General features: G+C 34.7%; 24 protein-coding genes, 1 pseudogene, 1 riboswitch and 1 other annotated feature. Of the genes and pseudogenes, 10 read left to right on the top strand and 15 right to left on the bottom strand.

All coding sequences use genetic code 11. The features are described from left to right. Positions 1 to 55: 55 nt before the first annotated feature. Complete coding sequence (locus RCG17_RS27775; protein ID WP_308173221.1) at positions 56 to 739, bottom strand: galactosyltransferase-related protein; 684 nt, start codon at positions 737 to 739, stop codon at positions 56 to 58. A gap of 354 nt (positions 740 to 1,093) precedes the next feature. Here RCG17_RS27775 and RCG17_RS27770 point away from each other — a divergent pair, with 354 nt between their 5' ends. Beyond that, positions 1,094 to 2,305 carry a glycosyltransferase family 2 protein gene (locus tag RCG17_RS27770; RefSeq protein ID WP_308173220.1) on the top strand — a complete coding sequence of 404 codons (1,212 nt, stop codon included), beginning with the start codon at positions 1,094 to 1,096 and terminating at the stop codon, positions 2,303 to 2,305. Positions 2,306 to 2,407: 102 nt separating this feature from the next. Here the strand turns inward: RCG17_RS27770 and ytaF are convergent, their stop codons facing one another. Further along, entirely contained in the window at positions 2,408 to 3,019 is a 612-nt protein-coding gene (ytaF, locus tag RCG17_RS27765) for a sporulation membrane protein YtaF (protein WP_308173219.1), read from the bottom strand. Positions 3,020 to 3,150: 131 nt separating this feature from the next. Continuing rightward, the gene (locus RCG17_RS27760; protein WP_308173218.1) at positions 3,151 to 4,776 is read right to left on the bottom strand and encodes a glycosyl hydrolase family 28-related protein; all 1,626 of its coding nucleotides are present in this window, start codon (positions 4,774 to 4,776) and stop codon (positions 3,151 to 3,153) included. A 150-nt stretch (positions 4,777 to 4,926) separates the two neighbouring features. Here RCG17_RS27760 and RCG17_RS27755 point away from each other — a divergent pair, with 150 nt between their 5' ends. Continuing rightward, complete coding sequence (locus RCG17_RS27755; protein WP_308173217.1) at positions 4,927 to 5,535, top strand: flavin reductase family protein; 609 nt, start codon at positions 4,927 to 4,929, stop codon at positions 5,533 to 5,535. Between the two features lie 73 nt (positions 5,536 to 5,608). On the opposite strand, the gene RCG17_RS27750 is transcribed toward RCG17_RS27755, so the two are convergent. Further along, the gene (locus tag RCG17_RS27750; protein WP_308173216.1) at positions 5,609 to 6,328 is read right to left on the bottom strand and encodes a hypothetical protein; all 720 of its coding nucleotides are present in this window, start codon (positions 6,326 to 6,328) and stop codon (positions 5,609 to 5,611) included. 122 nt (positions 6,329 to 6,450) lie between these two features. Here RCG17_RS27750 and RCG17_RS27745 point away from each other — a divergent pair, with 122 nt between their 5' ends. The 6 genes and pseudogenes from RCG17_RS27745 (at position 6,451) to RCG17_RS27720 (ending at position 10,674) form a co-directional block, all read left to right on the top strand. Then, positions 6,451 to 6,648, top strand: coding sequence for a DUF421 domain-containing protein (locus RCG17_RS27745; RefSeq protein ID WP_308173215.1), 198 nt, complete (start codon positions 6,451 to 6,453; stop codon positions 6,646 to 6,648). A gap of 83 nt (positions 6,649 to 6,731) precedes the next feature. Further along, complete coding sequence (locus tag RCG17_RS27740) at positions 6,732 to 7,130, top strand: DUF421 domain-containing protein (RefSeq protein ID WP_308173214.1); 399 nt, start codon at positions 6,732 to 6,734, stop codon at positions 7,128 to 7,130. Positions 7,131 to 7,337: 207 nt separating this feature from the next. Then, entirely contained in the window at positions 7,338 to 7,751 is a 414-nt protein-coding gene (locus tag RCG17_RS27735; protein WP_308173213.1) for a MerR family transcriptional regulator, read from the top strand. 92 nt (positions 7,752 to 7,843) lie between these two features. After that, a pseudogene (locus RCG17_RS27730) lies at positions 7,844 to 9,153 on the top strand (hemolysin family protein). A gap of 68 nt (positions 9,154 to 9,221) precedes the next feature. Continuing rightward, positions 9,222 to 9,671 carry a DinB family protein gene (locus tag RCG17_RS27725; RefSeq protein ID WP_308173212.1) on the top strand — a complete coding sequence of 150 codons (450 nt, stop codon included), beginning with the start codon at positions 9,222 to 9,224 and terminating at the stop codon, positions 9,669 to 9,671. 187 nt (positions 9,672 to 9,858) lie between these two features. Beyond that, positions 9,859 to 10,674 (top strand): hypothetical protein, encoded by an 816-nt coding sequence (locus tag RCG17_RS27720; protein ID WP_308173211.1) that lies wholly within the window; start codon positions 9,859 to 9,861, stop codon positions 10,672 to 10,674. Positions 10,675 to 10,725: 51 nt separating this feature from the next. Here RCG17_RS27720 and RCG17_RS27715 read toward each other — a convergent pair whose 3' ends face one another. From RCG17_RS27715 to RCG17_RS27670, 10 genes are all read right to left on the bottom strand, one after another. Continuing rightward, on the bottom strand, positions 10,726 to 11,406 hold the full coding sequence (locus RCG17_RS27715) for an SOS response-associated peptidase (RefSeq protein WP_308173210.1): 681 nt from the start codon (positions 11,404 to 11,406) through the stop codon (positions 10,726 to 10,728). Positions 11,407 to 11,507: 101 nt separating this feature from the next. Next, positions 11,508 to 11,693: a hypothetical protein gene (locus tag RCG17_RS27710; protein ID WP_308173209.1), complete on the bottom strand. Its 186-nt coding sequence runs from the start codon at positions 11,691 to 11,693 to the stop codon at positions 11,508 to 11,510. A gap of 249 nt (positions 11,694 to 11,942) precedes the next feature. Next, on the bottom strand, positions 11,943 to 12,086 hold the full coding sequence (sda, locus tag RCG17_RS27705) for a sporulation histidine kinase inhibitor Sda (RefSeq protein ID WP_308173208.1): 144 nt from the start codon (positions 12,084 to 12,086) through the stop codon (positions 11,943 to 11,945). Between the two features lie 360 nt (positions 12,087 to 12,446). Beyond that, positions 12,447 to 12,680, bottom strand: a complete 234-nt coding sequence (locus RCG17_RS27700) for a hypothetical protein (RefSeq protein WP_308173207.1) — start codon at positions 12,678 to 12,680, stop codon at positions 12,447 to 12,449. 10 nt (positions 12,681 to 12,690) lie between these two features. Beyond that, positions 12,691 to 12,942, bottom strand: a complete 252-nt coding sequence (locus RCG17_RS27695; protein ID WP_308173206.1) for a hypothetical protein — start codon at positions 12,940 to 12,942, stop codon at positions 12,691 to 12,693. A 69-nt stretch (positions 12,943 to 13,011) separates the two neighbouring features. After that, entirely contained in the window at positions 13,012 to 13,245 is a 234-nt protein-coding gene (locus tag RCG17_RS27690) for a spore germination protein (RefSeq protein ID WP_308175983.1), read from the bottom strand. A 40-nt stretch (positions 13,246 to 13,285) separates the two neighbouring features. Further along, entirely contained in the window at positions 13,286 to 13,516 is a 231-nt protein-coding gene (locus tag RCG17_RS27685) for a hypothetical protein (RefSeq protein ID WP_308173205.1), read from the bottom strand. Between the two features lie 249 nt (positions 13,517 to 13,765). Continuing rightward, positions 13,766 to 14,134 carry a hypothetical protein gene (locus RCG17_RS28440; protein WP_374120991.1) on the bottom strand — a complete coding sequence of 123 codons (369 nt, stop codon included), beginning with the start codon at positions 14,132 to 14,134 and terminating at the stop codon, positions 13,766 to 13,768. Between the two features lie 206 nt (positions 14,135 to 14,340). Continuing rightward, entirely contained in the window at positions 14,341 to 14,853 is a 513-nt protein-coding gene (locus RCG17_RS27675) for a gamma carbonic anhydrase family protein (protein WP_308173203.1), read from the bottom strand. Positions 14,854 to 14,989: 136 nt separating this feature from the next. Next, entirely contained in the window at positions 14,990 to 15,556 is a 567-nt protein-coding gene (locus RCG17_RS27670) for a DUF1003 domain-containing protein (protein WP_308173202.1), read from the bottom strand. A 266-nt stretch (positions 15,557 to 15,822) separates the two neighbouring features. After that, a riboswitch (M-box (ykoK) riboswitch) is annotated at positions 15,823 to 15,990 on the bottom strand. Positions 15,991 to 16,183: 193 nt separating this feature from the next. Further along, positions 16,184 to 16,438 (top strand) — a binding site (T-box leader). 101 nt (positions 16,439 to 16,539) lie between these two features. Here RCG17_RS27670 and ilvA point away from each other — a divergent pair. Further along, positions 16,540 to 17,811, top strand: coding sequence for a threonine ammonia-lyase IlvA (gene ilvA, locus RCG17_RS27665; RefSeq protein ID WP_308173201.1), 1,272 nt, complete (start codon positions 16,540 to 16,542; stop codon positions 17,809 to 17,811). Positions 17,812 to 17,846: 35 nt separating this feature from the next. Here the strand turns inward: ilvA and RCG17_RS27660 are convergent, their stop codons facing one another. Further along, entirely contained in the window at positions 17,847 to 18,329 is a 483-nt protein-coding gene (locus RCG17_RS27660) for a ribonuclease H-like YkuK family protein (RefSeq protein ID WP_308175982.1), read from the bottom strand. 323 nt (positions 18,330 to 18,652) lie between these two features. Here RCG17_RS27660 and RCG17_RS27655 point away from each other — a divergent pair, with 323 nt between their 5' ends. Then, the gene (locus RCG17_RS27655; RefSeq protein ID WP_308173200.1) at positions 18,653 to 19,414 is read left to right on the top strand and encodes an arylamine N-acetyltransferase family protein; all 762 of its coding nucleotides are present in this window, start codon (positions 18,653 to 18,655) and stop codon (positions 19,412 to 19,414) included. The last annotated feature ends 87 nt before the right edge of the window (positions 19,415 to 19,501 follow it).

Here is a 19,501-nt window from a genome sequence, read left to right as displayed (position 1 = left end):
AAAAATAATAAACAAGTTGCACAAAAAAAGGGCATACGCCCTTACGTAAAATAATTTATTCATTTTCCTCTTTGAGTTGTTTTCTTTTTTCAATTTCATTTAAAACGGATGCTGTTCCTGCTAAATAGGCTTGTAAATAACCTCGATTTTCCATGTAATGACTTAAGACTCCGGGTGGGTGCCATACATGAAAAATGGTGGCATCTAGTCTATGCGGCAGTCCGAATAGATGGTTAATTGAAAAAGCAAATGCGTCATCTTCGCCACCCCAGCCCCGAAATCTTTCATCAAATCCTCCAACTCGCTCAAATTGGTGCCTCTGTAATATATTTATGCCACCCCAGCCCATTTGTGGCCTTTGTTTACCAGTATAAACAAAAGGGATCGGCCATCCTGGTTCATTTTTTAGTAATTCATTAGTACTTTGGGGGTCTAAATTTAAAACTCTTTGGTAAGGTATTACCCAGGGACAAGACTCCAGAAGTTTAATAGATTGGTGAATGAGTGAGGGATCAAGTATAATGTCGGAATCAGTGATCACGAAAAAATCTCTTGTCGCTTGTGAGGCTGCATGATTAACAGCTTTTGACTTTGAAAAAGGAGTCACATCTGTCACTCCAACGCAAATTTCTACTCCTGGCAGTGTATTTTCATAAAATTGTTTGACCCATTTGAAGGCTTCATTTCTGGGACCATCGTCCGAAACGAATGGAATAAGAATAGATACATTATTTAGCATCTTTTTATCTTTCCTTTTCTTAATATTTAAGGGGTTTTTTCATTTTAGTAAAAATATAAACTGTGCTAAGTAACGTTTTATAATATGTAAAAAGCATGAAAAGTGTTCTGCATCATTAACTTGACTGCATTTGTTTTTGGCATGTTTAAATTCGGCAAATGAATCAAGAACAGCCATTGGATATGGAAATTTTGTGAATATATCTCTCACTGCTAGCGTTATTCCGTTTAATCGTGGTAATAGTGGTTTGGCCTTTGTTGTCTCAGCATACGCACATTGCAGATTCCCTTTAGTAAGTTTGTACATATATTAAATAAAAGAGTGTTACTGAATAAATATGAAGGAGGCTATTTGTTGCCATACTTTAGCTTTGTATTTTTGTGCTACAATAGTTGGAATCTTAGTGAGCAAGCAATAACGACTTTAATCGGTTCTTTAAATTCTACTTATTTTGAAAGAGGAGTAGAAATTATTGCTGTAAACAATGGGTCGACAGATGAGACAGCTCTAGGGCTTTTAAAATTACGCAATAAATATAAAGAACAAATTCAATTTAACATTATTCATCTTGATGAAAACTTAGGTTATCCTGCAGGCATTAATTGCGGATTAAAGCAGTGCAATGGAGAAATTATTACGGTTCTAAATAATGACTTGATTTTTCCGAAAAATTGGTTTGACGGTCTTTTAAAAACCCTTGAAAATGATTCTACAATTGGCGTTGCAGCACCATATCTTTCGTATGCATCTGGTCTTCAAAATGTTGGGGTTACTTTTAACTCTTTAGAGGAAATGAAAACATTTGCCAAAAATTTTATGATACAAAATGGTGAAAGCACTATTTTATTAGACAGAATAATCGGTGCCTGCATGGTAATTAGAAGAAAAATAATTGAAACAGTTGGCGGTAATGACCTGTGGTTCGGAATTGGAAATTATGACGATGATGATTGGACCTTACGAATAAGAATGACAGGTTTTAAAATTGCGCTTGTAGGGAGTTCATTTGTCCATCATATAGGAAGTGTATCTTTTAATAAAGACCCGAATACATTCAACAATGTCTTAATCACCAATTATCTAAAATTCATAAAAAAATGGAATGTACCCGTGTTTGATCCTACTATCAAAGAAAAATTGATTACCGAAACTGCCTTTAGGCATGATCAACACTTTTGTCCGATAAAAATGGAGCAATATAAGGTGCCGATTGAAAAAAGCAGAGCCAGCCAGGATAGGTTAAAAATTCTTTTCGTTGCTGATTGGTCAAGTTATAAATCAGAATGGAGGAATAAATTAAATGAATTAAAATCTTATGCTTTGGATGGCAGCCAATTATTCTTTTGGATCCCGGCAAACTACTATCATACTGGAGGTTTCAAAGATGAAATAAAGGCAATCGTTGCAACTGAAAAAATAGATATGGAGTTTTTAGAAGATAATATTCCCCAAATCAACTTATTGGATTTTTTATTAAACTTTGATGTATTTGTCAAAGTGAATGGAGACTTTATTAATATTAATCTCAAAAGATTGGCAAAACCTTTGTTCTTAGACATCATTTAATTAGAATATAATTACTTTTACTATATAAAGTTCAGATAGCTCATATAAGAACAAAAAAACCTCCTTCTATTAAGAAGAGGTCGGTATGTTCTTTTAAAAATGTTAAAACACAATTTCATAGATACCAATGAGAATCAGAATAATCCCTGAAACAATATTCGAATATTTACCAATTTTTGTTCCAGAAAGTTTCGAACCAACTAAGCCACCACAAGCAATGGTCAAAACCGAGAAAAGTCCTACTGAAACGGTTGCATATAAAGGAGAAACACCTGTAATTCCCGCACCTAAACCGATTGCTAAACAGTTGATGGCAAGTGCCGACCCTAATAAAACAGATTCTTTCCATGAAATAACCTTGTCGTTATTTAAATCTAAAGAATCTGGCTCTCTAATAACCTTCGAGAAGTTAGAATTTGAATGAACAACCACTTGTGAAGATTCCTTTTCCTGTTTAAGGCAGTCAAAGATACATTTTAATCCAAGAATTATAAGAAGAAATCCACCGACGAAATTGGCTATTATCACAGAAATAAAATGTGAAATAAGAGTTCCCGCTCCAATGGATAGATAAGCAGCAGCCATCGAAACTACCGCAATAAGAAGATTGGAGCCCAAAGGAATCCTAGTCGATTTTAAACTATATGAGACTCCAATCCCTAAATTATCAAGATTGGCTGCAATTCCAATAAACAATACAGTGAACCAATGCATTTTGAAAACTCCTCTCTAAACATGTTACTAACTCATGTTTATGAGGAACTGGGCGATTGGGTGATGGATAAAAAGTGTTAAACAGTGAAAAAAAGATAAGAGGGAGCAGGCAGGCTCCCTTTTTGTTAAATTTAAATCTTTTCAATCTGAACAGATTTTTCAAAACCAACTGACTTATAGTCAGAAATGTCTATACACGGTGTACCAGACTTAAGGCCAATTGAACCGTTAGTACCAAAAACTCGTACCTGACTGATTTTTATATTTTTTACCCCTGTTCCAATGTTGATTCCTTGCTTGGCTGAATCAGTTATTCTCGTATTTGTAATCAAAATCTGATCTGCCCGTTGATCACCGCCAAACACCTTAATGTCAACACCGGCCTTTTTAAAATATCGCATTGTTAAATTGTTCAGAACAACATTTCTGGCTCGGTATTGAATTGCAACAATCGGATTCCCTTTGTAGTCATAATCGGGATCGCCTACTAATAAAAAATTGTTAATAACCACACTCTTATATGCGGAGACGACTAATCCTCTTGGTTGTGAATCCCGATACAAATCTGAAAAAATGGGAGCAACGGAGATTAGATTGGTAGCCTTAATATTATAAGCTGTTTTTGATTCAGGATCAGACTTTTGATGGTGTCCGATATGCCGAAAGTTATAAGAGCGGTTATCATTAACCGATAGATGGCCTACAATTTGAACGTTGGAGGCTGCTGATGAATCCTCGTGTGCTTTTATTTCCACTCCTCCAAAACATCGAGCCGTCGAATTATTGACAAGTAAAACATTCTTTGAGCCGTCATCGATTTCAATACCGTTTGAATTGGAGTGTCCTTTTTGATGGGCCCTGCCACTTGGGTCGCACATATGACAATTTGAAATCAAAACAAAGTCGCTATGATGGGTTGTAATACCGTCGTCGCTAAAGCCATATCCATTTAGGTGATCAAGCCATACATACTCGCTGCCACGACGGGCACGAAATCCGTCACCGGAGTAATTATATCGCGTAGAGGTTACATCAAAGCAGTGAAGACCAGGATTAATAGCTTCCACATTTTGTACCCAGCCAAATGTAACGTGTGCAAAAGTGAGACAACTGGAGTGATTGCCCCCTGAACTTGTTTTCTCTACATTCTTTAGTCTTTCGACATTCCAATCTAAACTCATAGCTTCAATAAAAAGATGATGATTTCCCAGCCAGTGGTTTGCATTTGTCACCAGTCTTGCGGAAATAGGTGCATCGTCATGAAGTTTAATGGTGGAAATGCCTTTTCCTTGACCTACCAGGTATGTCCAAGAGGGCAGGTGGATTTCTTTGGTTACAAAAGTACCCTCGGGAATATGAACCTTTACCCCGCCATTACCAAAAGCTTTTTTAAAAGCTTCTGTGTTATCGGTTTTACCATCACCAATGGCCCCAAATTCTTCAATATTTACTTCTCTTTTAATTTTCCCGAGTAATTGAGCATATTCATAATCTAATTGCTTTTTCCACTCAGGATATGGGTTACCCTCAATGTCTACGAATGTATGAAATGGTTTTGAGTAAGAAGTTGTTTTTGCTTCCAAACGAAACATTTTTTTTAGAAAAGATGGTTGATTTCCTTTATAGGTGTTACATATTGAATGAAAAATCCTGTCTGTCTCATTTACGTATGATTGAATGTCATATTTATTACCGAGCAGTTCAGATATCAACCTTGAATTATTAGCTGGATCATGTTTTTTATCTAAATCGATCATTTTACACCTCTTCATCCATTATATAATAACTGATTGTTCGGAAAAATATATCAATGTTAAACAGATTATTTTATAATGATTGATAAGAAGTATAATCGAGTAAAATCAAAATGAATATGATTGAATTATGAAGAAAGGAAGAGAAAGGCTATGTTATCTATAGATCCTTCTAAAAATACCGTAAGAGAAAATTATAAATTTCTAATTGGAAGCATTATTCCAAGACCCATCGCTTTTGTAACCACCAAATCAGAGGATGGGATTATGAATGGTGCTCCATTTAGCTATTTTAATATCGTCTCTGCAGACCCGCCGCTAATTTCACTATCAATTCAACGTTCAAAGGGGAAGCAGAAGGACACGGCCAGAAATATAATGGAGGTTAAAGAATTTGTCGTACATATCGTAGATAAACATAATGTTGAAAAAGTAAATCAAACAGCAGCTAGTCTTCATCCAGATCAAAGTGAAATTGAATTTGCCGATTTAACAATAGTAGAAAGCGAGAAGATTTCTGTTCCAGGAGTACAAGAGGCTCAAATAAGGTTTGAATGCAAACTTGAACAAATTGTTGAATTGGGGAGGAAGGATTCCCCAAGTTGTGATCTGATTATTGGTCAAATTGTCCATTTTCACATTGAAGAGGAAATTTATGAAAATGGCAGAATAGACCCTATTGGATTAGCAGCAGTTAGCCGATTGGCGGGAAATGATTATGCCAAAATAGGGGAGATTTTTACCATCGAAAGACCTAAGTAGACACAGAGGGGGATACCCCCTCTAATTTTTTAGAAAAAAACAAAGTGTTTAACCGAAAATTTTTTTGATGTTATTAATCATCAAAATGAAACTCGCTTAATTGATTCATATGACTGGCAATCATGGCAATAATAGTGCTGGCTTCTTCTTTACTAAAAATAAAGTGTGATTCGTCTTTAATTAATTCATCTTCCGTCGTCCAAATTCGATTTACTCGTTTAAGGACACCATCCCCTGTTTCTTGTACGACACCAAATTGATAGGTAATTTCCACCTCATCTTTATGCTTAAAGGCTGTAACTTCAGGGGTGAACCAATCAACATCAATTTCTTCAAAAATTTCATCTTCATTAATCTGGACAGCTTCATAATACTCTTCATTATCCTCCATCAGCTCTGGTGCTTCTTCGCATTCTTCGTCATCGTCAGATACTAAAAGAACACCATCATCTGAATAATGATCTTCGCCATTTAAATAATCATGTAAACTTCCATGAACTTCATCAACAATATCTTCTATATCAGCTAAGAGGATCTTACCTGTGTGCCCTGTATCAGCGTCAAATGATTCAATATAAAATTCTTCATTCTCCGGATCAAAGAACAGAGTACAGAAATAATCACGGTCATATTGATCAGATTGGTCTTCTGCTGTCTCAACGAAAAATTCTATCCTTGGATGTTTGGCTGCTCTTTCTATTGTCATATGACCTACTTGCTCATATTCTTCACATATTGACTCCAAGTGGTCTTGCAGTTCCTCACAAACTCGGTCAAACCATTCTAATGACATCAAACATCCATCCCTTCTTCCATATAACTTCCACACTTCTTATCTTGTTGCATTAGTGTTCATATTATACCTTTTAGTGGTAATACTAAAAAACGCTAGTAATTATCAAAATGGGGGTAAATATGAGTTACCTAGATATATTGATTGAACTTGTTATGGGGTATATCGCTTTGTTTATTACAGTTAAATGTTTAGGTAGAACACAAATAAGTCAGATTACTCCTTTTGATTTTATATCTTCTCTTGTTTTAGGAGACCTAGTAGGCAGTGCGATTTTCGATGAACAAGCGGTCTTCTCAAAATTCTTTTTGCCATTTTAGTATGGGGGGCTCTCATTTTTTTTACCGAAATAGCTACACAAAAATCATTTACACTTCGATATTTATTTGAAGGAAAACCGTCAGTGATTATTAAAAAAGGGGAATTAGTTTGGAAGGAAATGAAAAGAAACCGCTTGGATATTGATCAATTGGGACAGTTGTTACGTGCAAAAGATGTTTTTTCCTTAGAAGAAGTAGAATATGCCATTTTTGAAAACAATGGCGGACTAAGCGTTCTAAAAAAAGCCGATGCAGAACAACCAACCTCTAAAGATTTAAATTTAAAATTGGAAAATCGAACAATTCCGATAATCATTATTAGTGATGGCAAAGTATTAGGGAAGAATCTTCAAAAGGCAGGATTAAACCAGAATTGGCTTGAAAAGCAGCTTGAAATAAAGGGGATAAAACAACCAGAGGAAGTTTGCTATGCGGAATGGCAGGAAGGAAAACCTCTCTATATTCAAAAATATAAGTACTAAACGAAGAATTATCTATTGTCACTTTTTACTATTATATAATTTCCCTTGGGTTTAATTGAAAGTAACGTCTGTTTTCTACACATATTGGAAAGCAGACGTTTTTTTTGCCTTAGTAAATATTATTGTTCTAAAACCATTACGTTGACTGTATAGTTTAAATATGATATTGTATAATTTAATAAAAAGGGGGGTGAGTAAGTTGGGAAGTTGTATCGAATTGGTGAAATAGCAAAACTAATGGATATATCTAAAAGAACAATCGATTACTATACTCAAATCGGCTTACTTAACCCTATTCGGACAGATTCAAATTATCGATTGTATGGAGAAGATAGTATACGGATTTTGGAGCTGGTTGAGCATTATAAGAATCTAAATATGCCCCTTGAAGAAATTAAAGCTTCCATTGAATTAATCAAGACAGATGATTCGCTAGATAAACAAAAGGTAGAGAAACACTTCAATCAAATTGCAATAATTATGCAACATTTAGAAGAAGAAATAAGTGTAATGAAACCTGTTCTTCAAAAACTAAATCAGCCCCAAAAAGAAGAACTTGTACGAAAGCTCTCTACCCAAGGAATTACCCTGGCACAAACATTATTTTTGATATTTGGATAAATAGTTTCCTATTTTTACTCTAACCATAGCTGCCAAATTCGCAAAAAAATAGGAGGTGTATTCCTTGCTGGAGTAATCAGTAAGGAGACCATTTGGTTATTTATAATTTACTGATAATAGCATTTTTACTTGCTTTTACCGGTTTTTCGTATCTTACGAATTTGCTATTGTTAAAGTACGTAGTACCCGAATTGATCAGTTAGTTTCAGAAGGAAACAAGAGTGCAGTCGTCGCAAAGTCTATTATTTCTAACCTTGATGAGTATCTATCTGCCTGTCAATTAGGGATAACCATTACTGCTTTAGGATTAGGCTGGTTAGGGGAACCAACGGTGGATCAGATCATTCATCCATTATTAAGTTCTCTTCACTTACCTGAGTCTGTAGCAAGTGTAACATCATTTATTCTTGCATTTGCTTGTGTGACATTTATTCACGTTGTTGTTGGAGAACTGGCGCCAAAAACGTTCGCAATTCAAAAGGCTGAAAGGTTAACATTGATTTTTGCCAGACCGATGATGTTATTTTATAAAATCATGTACCCTTGTATTAAAGCTCTAAATGGTTCTGCTCGTTTTGTCGTTGGCCTGTTTGGCTTAAAGCCAGCAACTGAGCATGAAAATGCCCATTCTGAAGAGGAACTTCAATTGATTATCTCAGAAAGCTATAAAAGCGGGGAAATTAATCAATCTGAATATAAATATGTAAATAATATTTTTGAATTTGATGATCGTATAGCTAAAGAAATCATGGTTCCTAGAACCGAAATTGTTGTTTTTGATCAAAGCCAAACATTAAAAGAATGCTTAGAAATTGTCTCAATCGAAAATTATACAAGGTACCCAGTAATTGATGGTGAAAAGGACCACATCGTGGGTATGATAAACATGAAAGAAGTCTTGACCGAATATATTAAAGGAATGAATGTTGAAACTTCAATCGGTCGGTATGTACGTCCTGTGATTCAAGTAATTGAATCGATTCCAATCCAAGACCTTTTAGTCAAAATGCAAAAAGAACGTGTTCATATGGCTATTTTAATTGATGAATACGGGGGCACTGCTGGATTAGTGACTGTAGAGGATATTCTCGAAGAAATTGTTGGTGATATTCGGGACGAATTTGATGGAGATGAAGTGCCGGAAATCAATCACATTAATGAAAACAAAACGGTTGTTGATGGAAAGGTTTTAATAGAAGAGGTAAACGATTTATTTGGTTTAGATATTGATCACTCTGATATGGATACAATCGGCGGTTGGATGATGTCTGAAAAAATTGATGTCTTGGTGGGTGATAAAATTCATTACAGTGATTATGAATTTACAGTCCTCGAAGTTGAAGGTTATCATATTAAATTATTAGAGATTGTTAAACTGCAAGAATCTATATCTTTTGCATAACAAAAACTCCCTCTATATTTGAGGGAGTTTTAACATACATATTTTTCTGTAAAAGGGGAGTGTTCTATTTGAAAACAATTCTTAAAATGTATAAACACCTTGATTGGGCAAATAAGCGAATATTAACCTATTTGCAAAGCACCCAAACGGAAAGTGAAAGCGTTATCCGGTTGTTTTCGCATATCCTTCTAGCAGAACAAATATGGTATACAAGAATAATGGGAGAGGATTCCTCCTGTCTGCATGTTTGGGGTGATGAGGATCTGGATACATGTTTAGTTTTGGTAAAGGAAAACGAAGCAAGGTTTTCAGCCTTACTAAATGATTTATCAGATGATGATCTTCAAAGAGAAATATCGTATACAAATACGCATGGCAAACAGTTCGTTAACACAATTGGTGATATCCTTACTCATGTTGCACTGCACGGTCAGCATCACCGGGGACAAATTAATCAAAGATTACGTGCAGACGATTTGGACCCGGTTGGAATTGACTACATCTCGATGGTGAGGTAGAAAAAAAGTATAAACTATTTAATGAAACACACCTGATAGTGTGTTTATTTTTTTTGCTGTGTTTAGGAATCTTGTTGAACTTATATCCATGTTGATTGGGGTCCAAATAAACGGGCAACTTTAACACCGCCATTTTTTAACACATCATTCCCTTCTGAATACTATTTTATAAAGGCAGGTGAGGGAATTGTATTTTGTTGGTTTCTATTCGCCAAAAGCAAAATCAGGAGTAACTGAATTATCTTTATCGATTTATTACTGGCTAAAACTGAATACATGTTTATCTGTAGCATTCATATCCTATGGGACGTTAGAGAAAGAGGAAATTTCAGAAGAACTTATTCATGAATTTTCAAAAATGACATTAACCGAACAAAAACGTAAAATCAAAAATATGAAAAAAGAATATGACATTATAATTTACGATGCCTCCAGCCAACTTTCAGAGGGTGTATTAAAACTTTTGCCAATTGTGGACCGCCTATTTATTGTTGGTGAAGAAAATAAAGATTTTGCCGTTAAGCTTCACCAAATTATTCAATTCAATAAAATTTTTGATAAGAGCGTTAAAAATTTTATTACCCATGTTCAAGGCAGCAAAACGTATATTATACGAGAAAACAAAAACGACAATGTAATTGGGTTTCATTATTCCAAAAAGGAAACAAATGATATTGGTCAAATGGTTTATACTGACTACGTTACGCATTATGTAGAAGAGAAGTTGATTGAAAAGATTGACAAGGTATTTTCAAGAATTAAAAAATTACCGCAAGAGGAACTATATGACGGCCTCTATAGAATGGGAATTGATTTTGAAAAGGCATTGCTCTTCCATAAATATGTGATCCTCCGAGAAGCCTTAGGTCAAAATTATTTCGAAGCACTTGAAAACCTTTTCCCACTTTTGATAAGTACATCGTTCGAAGATATTTTAGAAATGTTCCAAAATGAAATTACTGCTATTACTAAATTGCAAGTAAAAAATAATAAAAAAGAATGAACAGACAGTGAGACAATAAAGAATAGACTGTTCATTCTTGTAAAATGATGGTTAACATATTGGTTGTATTAAATTCGGAGAATTGTTCTTTGGTGAATTAACTAGTTGCGATACCTCATAAGCCTCCATTAAATCTTCAGAAAGTGGTTTTAATAATTGATGTAAATGATTCAAATCATTAGTATTCGAATTTAACCATACTTTTTCATCTTCGGGTGTTAAGATAACGGGCATCCGATTATGTATATCTTCCATAAGCTTATTTGGTGCTGTTGTAATCACACTGCATGAATAAACGGTTTTGCCTAGAGGTGATTTCCAACGTTCCCAGAGACCGGCCATGGCAAATAATTGATTATCTTTTAATTTAATACGCATTGGCTTTTTTGTTTTATCATCAGAAGATCGTTTCCATTCATAAAAGCTATCTGCAATGATTAAACAGCGTCTTTTTTTAAAAGCATCTCGGAAACTTGGTTTTTCAGCTATTGTTTCTGCTCTGGCATTGATTAACTTAAAACCAATTTTTTCGTCTTTTGCCCATGGAGGTATTAAACCCCATTTTAAATATCCTAATCGATTCTTCTGGCCATCATTAATAACAGACAATACTGAATGTGATGGAGCAATATTAAAGCTAGGATAATAAAGTTCCTCTTCAATCGCAGCCATAATAGCGAACCGATCGATTATTTCGTTAAAGTCAGCAAATAAGGTAAATCTGCCGCACATAGCCATCACCTCGACAAATCATTCAACTTATTTTATCATTAAGTGGATGAGATAGCATAAAGAAAGGGAAGGTGGATAACACCTTCCCTGTATTGTTTGTGTTAGGACCGCTGAATCATTGAGGAAGAAAAACTTTTTATCATCTTTTGTAAATTTCTATGTCCTTCTCTTAATTTAATGGTTTCATCAAGAATTTTTTGAAATCCTTCCAAGTCTTTATCAGAGGCATTTAATACTGACTTTGGCATTTCTTCGGCGATTTTTTGAAGGGTTAAATCTATACTCATGACAATGACCACCTTTCTTCAAATTAGTTCGTTATTGCCTCTTTATAATTTTGGGGTAAAGGTGTGATATTCCTGCAAGGTTCCATAAAAATTAATCTTCATTTTTCACCATAACAACGAATATATTGTAAAAATCTATTCTTCTTTAACAAAAAACGACGGACATCCACTTGGATTTCCGTCGTTTTTTGAAAAGCATTGTGAAAATTTATTTTGAGATTCTCAAAAAATTGAGATATCAATTTGAGATTAGGCTGTTTCGTTAATTAAAAGATTTCTTTTTTCTATTTCAATTAACAGAAGATTAATAAAATCTTTCGATAGATTAAGTTTGATTGCGTTTTGATAGGCAATTATTAATAAACTATCTTGTAAGATTTGTAATGATTCCAAAATAGTATCCCTCTTTTTACTGTAATTTACTATGTTACTGAATATTTTAGTTGATTTTAAATAATTTTAGGGGGTATTAAACAACAATTCACAAACATGACACAAATAAATGAATTTTTGGGGATTGTGATTATTCTAATTGATGATTCCTTTATTCAGTGTTTTTCAGGTATTGTTGGTCTAGGCTTCCTTATTTATAGTAAGATACAATCATATTAAACATTGTACTCGACTTGTTAACTGTGAAAATTGTATGACATTACATTTCAAAATACCTATTACAAAAGTATTATCTAAATTAATGATGAAATACCCTTTAAATCTAAAAAGAAAAACACGGCTACACCAGTGGCCGTGTTATCAAATTATGCTATTTTTGGCTGTCCAGCTGTCACTTAAATCCGGGTCATTAATATAAGAAATCGGAACCAGAACGGGGGAAAGGTCACCATTTTGTTCACCAAAACCTTGATTTCTTTTATACGAAACAAATTGATCAATAAATTGGTTTGGTCCCATATTCATTAATGAGGCATGGTCAAGTACATTAAGTTTAATCCCTAATAGGTTTACGACCATTGGTGCAAAATTCATTTGAATCACCTCAACGAATTGGATTTGGATTTGATTCAAAAGATGAAGGAGAATCAATCTGATCGCGATCATCAACACAGCTTCGTGTTGCAACAAATTCACTTGAGTCACCAAAATTTTGGCCATATCCTTGGTTCTTTTTATCCGAGTTATGCCATTCAGCTAATAAATTTTGACCAATGTTGACGGCAGAAGCATTTTCAAATGAATTTATTTTAATGACACAAATATTAATATTTATATACGGTACAGGTACTGGCATTTTTCCTACCCCCTAGAGGCTATTTTTTGTGGAAACTTCTTAAAGGGGCTTAACTAATAGATAAATAATTTAAATAAGGCTATTTTTGGCAGTATTACTATCCGATAAATCAGGATCAATAACCCATGAAATGGGAATATAAATCGGTGACAAGTCACCGTTTTGTTCACCAACCCCTTGATTCCGTTTATATGAGGTGAATTGGTCAATAAATTGATTAGGGCCAAAATTAACGATGGAATCATGGTCAAGAGTATTCACTTTAACACCAAGGAGATTTATTGCCATTGGTGCAATAATCATGTAAACCACTCCAATCTCCTTCATTTAAAAAGCAGAATGCTTACTTACTTATTTTAATGGATGATGTGTCAATTTCATCGTTATCAATGGTAATTAAGATTGGGACAGCAACAATTGTTATATCTGCCATTTGCTGGCCAAAAGCTTGATTTTTTTTACCTACTACATTTTCACTCACAATAAAATTTTGCCCCAAAGATAAGGAACTTAAATGATCAGGACTATTAATTTTGATACCACCAATATTCACTTTTGTTGGGATAAAGAACAAATTCATTCTCCTTTCCTGTAATACCAATGTAAAGAGAACGTTTAGAGCCTATATCTTTATGTCTATTCAAAAAAAGACAAAATCATGAACATTGTAGGAAGTTTTTCTAAATATGTAAGATCAATGAATTTAAACGAAATGAAAAAGTAGAGAACGTCTGATTCTCTACTTTTCATTCGTATTAACATATTCTCATAAAAAGGATGAAAATTGTTTTTTACATTAAAATGGGAAGTGGTTTGAACTAGATTAACTACTACGACGGCGACGCCCTGAAGAGCGACGTGAGCGACGAGAAGAGCGGCGTGAGCGACGAGAAGAGCGACGAGAAGAGCGACGTGAACGGCGAGAAGAACGACGAGAAGAACGACGAGAAGAACGACGAGAAGAACGACGAGAAGAACGACGAGAAGAACGACGAGAAGAACGACGAGAAGAACGACGAGAAGAGCGACGAGAAGAACGACGAGAAGAACGACGAGAAGAGCGACGAGAAGAACGACGAGAAGAACGACGAGAAGAGCGACGAGAAGAGCGACGAGAGCTACGACGGCGAGAAAGTGGACCTTGACAAGATGGTTCTTGAACTAAAAAGTCCTCCAATCCTGCTGCTTTCATTTCTTCAACGGCGGCTTGAATTTCTTGAACACCAATCATGCTGTACACCTCCTTTCAGAGAAGAAGTACTTTCATAAAATAAAGTATGTTTATATTTAGGAAATGCATATGCCATTAACTCATATTTTAAAAAATTCCACTATAGCGGAATTAGGTTTTCAGACTAAATCATAAGAACCACAAAAAAACTTGGCAAATGCCAAGTTTTATTTAAGGACTTCCTTAAATTCTTTTCCTTTTTGCACGTATACATCGATTGACAATTGAATCAATTGAAGATCCTGGTCATTTATTTCTCGGACTACTTTACCAGGTGAGCCCATCACAAGGGAACGAGGGGGAATCTTCTTTCCAGATGTAATCAAGGTATTGGCACCAATAATACATTCATCACCAATTTCCACATTATCTAAAATGGTTGAACCCATCCCAATAATGCAGCGACTTCCAATATTACAACCATGTAAAATAACATTATGTCCAACTGTTACTCCATCACCTACTACAACAGGACTTCCTTCATATAAATGAATGGTTGTATTATCCTGGATACTGCACTGGTTACCAATTGTAATTGGTCCTTCATCGCCCCGCAAAACAGCATTGAACCATATTGTTGATTCTTTACCAATTTTAACATCACCAATTACGTAGGCACCTGGGGCAACAAAAACAGTATTATGTAGGGCTGGTGATACACTATTGTAAGGTATTAGCATTCCTTTTTCTCCTTTATTATCAGAATATTCCAGTTTTAGTTTATAGGATAACTTAAGCAGTAGTCAAACAAAAAAGAGCCAAAAATAATGACTCTTTTAAACAAGGATAAAATGATTCTTTAATATTTAAATTTATTTACTTTATTTCTTTATTCCTTTGGTCCTCTTGAAGCAATTGGGTTAGGGACCGCAAGTCATCTTGTATTCTATGAAGCTGACTTTGAAGATCATCAATTTCTTGTTCAGCCTTATAATTAATCGCAAAATCAATAATCGATTCATGTTTATCACGTGCAGCCTGCCTGTTTTGACTCATCATAATGATAGGGGCTTGAAAAGCAGCGATAAAAGATAAAATAAGATTTAATAGGATAAAGGGCCGACTATCAAAATGTTTAGTAAAGGTAACGGAATTCCAAACCGTCCAAAATCCAAGAAATAAACTAAAAAAGATAATGAACTTCCAGCTGCCTCCAAATGAGGATATTCGATCGGCTAGCCGATCCGACCAGGTTGTTTTTCGAATGTATTCATCATCTAAGTGGGATAAAATACTTTTTTCATAATTGTCAACGAGACGGCTGATTCTTCGTCTATCTTCCTTGTTTAATTCTATATCAAATCCCTGAATTACCTTTGCTTCTTCATTTATCACATCTGACTTTACTCCATATTTTTTTACAGTACTGAATTTCATAATCATGATAAACACCTCCCAAGTTGTAGGGAGTTACGTAAGCCTTTTTATCAGAAAGCTGCGTTTTTCGCAGAGCTTCCAGTATTAGAAAAATGGATTACTATAACTCCAGTATTGATAAACATGTTCCAAAACCTACTACTGGAACCATCCACGAAAAAATCACACTCCTTCTATAAAATAATATTCTTTAAGCTTAAAGTGGTATGGGACAACGAGAAAAATCCCCCTGAAATGCAGGGGGATTGAAATAACAGATCAAAAAGAATCTATTAAAATCCCCCTAGTTTAGCTTTAGCACTGCACAACGTAGAGGAAAAACCTCAGCCACCTTTAGTAAAGCCTTAATCCGGCAATACCTGTTTTACCCATTGGCGTCTTTCGACGTTTCCGGGCAGTGGCCTGTGTTTGTACAGACGCCTCGCCTAACGAGAACTTTATCATAACTTATCATTTGATTACCTACATTATCACGATACTCCCGTTTTGTTTAGCTGTCAACAGGAGTAAAAGAATGTAGAGAAGTTTTTAAAAAGTAACCAAGATTATCTAAAACATTCATAAAAATAAAAATATACTTAAAATATTGACTTGTTTCTTTTACAGTGTTAACCTATTCTCAATCAATTTAACTACAAATCAATGACGAGAAAAGTAAGGTATGCTCTTGATCTACAGAGAATCGACGGTTGCTGAAAGTCGATGTCAGGACATATCTGAAAATCATCTCCGAGATGCAACGCTGAAATTTATAGTAAGCCGAGCCGGATTGTCCACCGTTACAATGGAACACGTATAAAACAGTCTGTACGTTGGTCGAGAGCCACAACTCATTTTTATTAAATGTTGTGGAAGTAGGGTGGTATCGCGAGTAAACTCGTCCCTATCCATTTGGGGCGGGTTTTTTGGTGTCTTAAAAAATTAAAACTATTAAATTTTTAATACTCAGTATTACATATTGTGGTGAACAAATAGGAGGTAGGTATATTATGAAGCAAGAGCAATTAGAACAAAGAGAACAGTCCTTTAACGTAGAGGATATCATTATTGCAAGTCATACGATAAAAGATGTTATTTCTCCAACTCCACTTCAATATAATGCATTATTATCAGAAAGATATGGATGCAATGTTTATTTAAAACGGGAAGATTTACAAAGTGTCCGATCGTTTAAAATTCGTGGTGCCTATAATCGAATTAAACGATTGAACGAGGAAGAGTTAAAAAACGGAATTATTTGTGCCAGTGCAGGAAACCATGCGCAAGGTGTTGCCTATTCTTGTCATTTATTAAAAATTAATGGGAAAATTTTCATGCCAAACACAACCCCAAAGCAAAAAGTGAACCAAGTTAAATTTTGGGGAAGAAATGATATTGAAATTGTTTTAGTTGGCGATACATTTGACGATGCATATGAAGAAGCGAAGAAATGCAGTCAATTAGAGCAGCGAACTTTTATTCATCCATTTGACGATGTAGACGTTGTCGCTGGTCAGGGAACGATCGCTGTAGAATTATTAGATTCACAGGATAAAATTGACTATCTCTTTGGAGCAATCGGCGGAGGGGGACTAATGTCTGGCGTTGGCACTTATATGAAGAGATATTCCCCAGAAACTAAATTAATTGGTGTTGAGCCTGAAGGGGCACCAGGAATGAAAGAATCCATTCTACACGGTGAAGTGACTTCCTTGAAAGAAATCGATCCGTTTGTGGATGGGGCAGCAGTTAAAACTGTGGGCTCGCTAACTTATAGTATTTGTAAGGAAATCATTGATGATATCGTTGTTATACCAGAAGGTAAAGTCTGTACAACGCTTTTATCATTGTACAATGAAAATGCAATTGTCGCCGAGCCTACTGGCGCCTTGTCAGTAGCTGCTTTGGATGCATATGCGGATACAATTAAAGGAAAAACAGTTGTATGTATCATCAGTGGGGGTAATAATGATATCGGGCGCATGCAGGAAATCAAAGAACGCTCGATGATCTATGAGGGTTTGCAGCATTATTTTATTGTTCAATTTCCACAACGTCCAGGTGCATTACGTGAGTTTCTCTTGGATGTTTTAGGTCCCAATGATGACATCACCCGTTTTGAATACACGAAAAAGAACAACAAAGATAGCGGTCCTGCATTGGTAGGCATCGAATTGAAAGATAAGGAAGACTATTTCCCATTAATTGAACGAATTAAAAACAAAGGATTTTTTTACAAGGAAGTCAATAATGACAGTAATTTGTTCCAGTTATTGATTTAATTGAAAAATAAAAGAAGACGGGGCCCCGTCTTCTTTTATTTTGTAAATCGATTTGCGTAGCTTGATGCTACAAAGGCATCTGGTTTTATTTTTGGCTCAAATCCCATTGAACCAATCCGCGTAACCATTTCTTCAACAAATTCTCTCGTCTTGTTTCTTTTTCCGGCACCAATATCAAGATGCCCCTCTAGTTTAAAGGTTGCACCCTGATACAAATAAGGAAGGACGATATCAATCATTTGATTTTTCTTTTCTTCTGTAAACATGGATACAATTTCCTCTGTTAAAGAAGTTTCATAAGAAATCCGTTCCCTTAGGTAATTCATTTTCCATGGGATGATCACTTCACGAATACAGGCCCAAACACCTTTCCCTTTATTTTGAATCACAATTCCTGTAATGAAAATTGTTTTTGTTTCATGTACTTGCGAATCAGTCCCGACCATTAATCGGAAGTTACCGCTTGGATTCAATTTCATAAACTTGATGATTCGCTTGAAAACTACATCAAAAGACATATTGCATTCCTGGAGATTTTGAAATTTATAATTATAAATTTGAATATTATTCACTTTATCACCTGCATCTGTCCCTTCATTAGGCTAGATTCATTTATTAAGTTCAATCCTGCCGGTAAACGAATGGAATTTGAGAAGGGGTGTTAGTACATTATATTGAGACAACATCAACTTGTTGTTTATTTTTTTTTGTTTTTTTCTTACAGCCCACTTCTTAACAGAAATAATTTTGGAAGTAAAGATCAAACTTATGTAAAATGGTAAAATGAAATAAGGCAAGTATAAAGAGGAGATATAAAATGAAGACTGGAGTAGATCAATTATTGCGAAAAAGAATTGGTATATCCCAAAATGAAACTATTCGTTTTGAAATGCTGGATCAAGTTCTTGAAAAAACTGCCTTTACCATTCCTTTTGAAAATACCAATATTATTTTTGGAAATTCTTATAAAATATCAAAAGAAAGCCTTATAAATAAGATCTTGTTGAAAAACGAAGGTGGATTATGCTATGAAATAAATCCAATTTTCTATTTTTTCTTATTGGAAAATGGCTTTAACGTAAGGTTAGTTCGTGGTGTAGTATATAACCAACAACCACAAAGATGGAGCCCAACAGGGAGAACACATATAGCTATTCTTTTAATGCACAATAATCAAAACTATCTAATTGATACAGGTTTCGGAGTGAATTTGCCATTAAAACCAGTTCCTTTGGCAGGTCAAATTATACAGTCTGCCATTGGAGAATTTAGAATCGTTCCTGTGAAAAATGAATTTGGAGATTATATTCTTGAAATAAAGTTGCATAATAAAGATAACGATTGGAAAATAGGTTATTGCTTCGACTCCAATAAACCTGTTAATGACCTATCCGAATTAGATGAAATTCGACAGATCATTAGCGTCCATCCAGATTCCACCTTTAATAAACATCCATTAATGACAAAAAATAAAAATAACGGTCATATCACTTTGACAGATTCTTCATTCACTCAATATATGAAGGGTGAAACAATAAAAGACGTAATTGATGAAGAAACTTTCAAAGGAATTGCAAAAAAACATTTTTCGTTGGAAATATAATATGTAAAACGAAGTCGTACTCAGCGTTTCAAAGGTTCTTTTAATAATCAGAAAATGAATTATATGACATTCATCATATAACATATA

Origin of the sequence: Neobacillus sp. PS3-12 (assembly GCF_030915385.1) — a bacterium.
GTDB lineage: Bacteria > Bacillota > Bacilli > Bacillales > Cytobacillaceae > JAEVLT01.
Note: the sequence above shows the minus strand (reverse complement) of the source record. Positions and strands in the feature narration are given on the sequence as shown.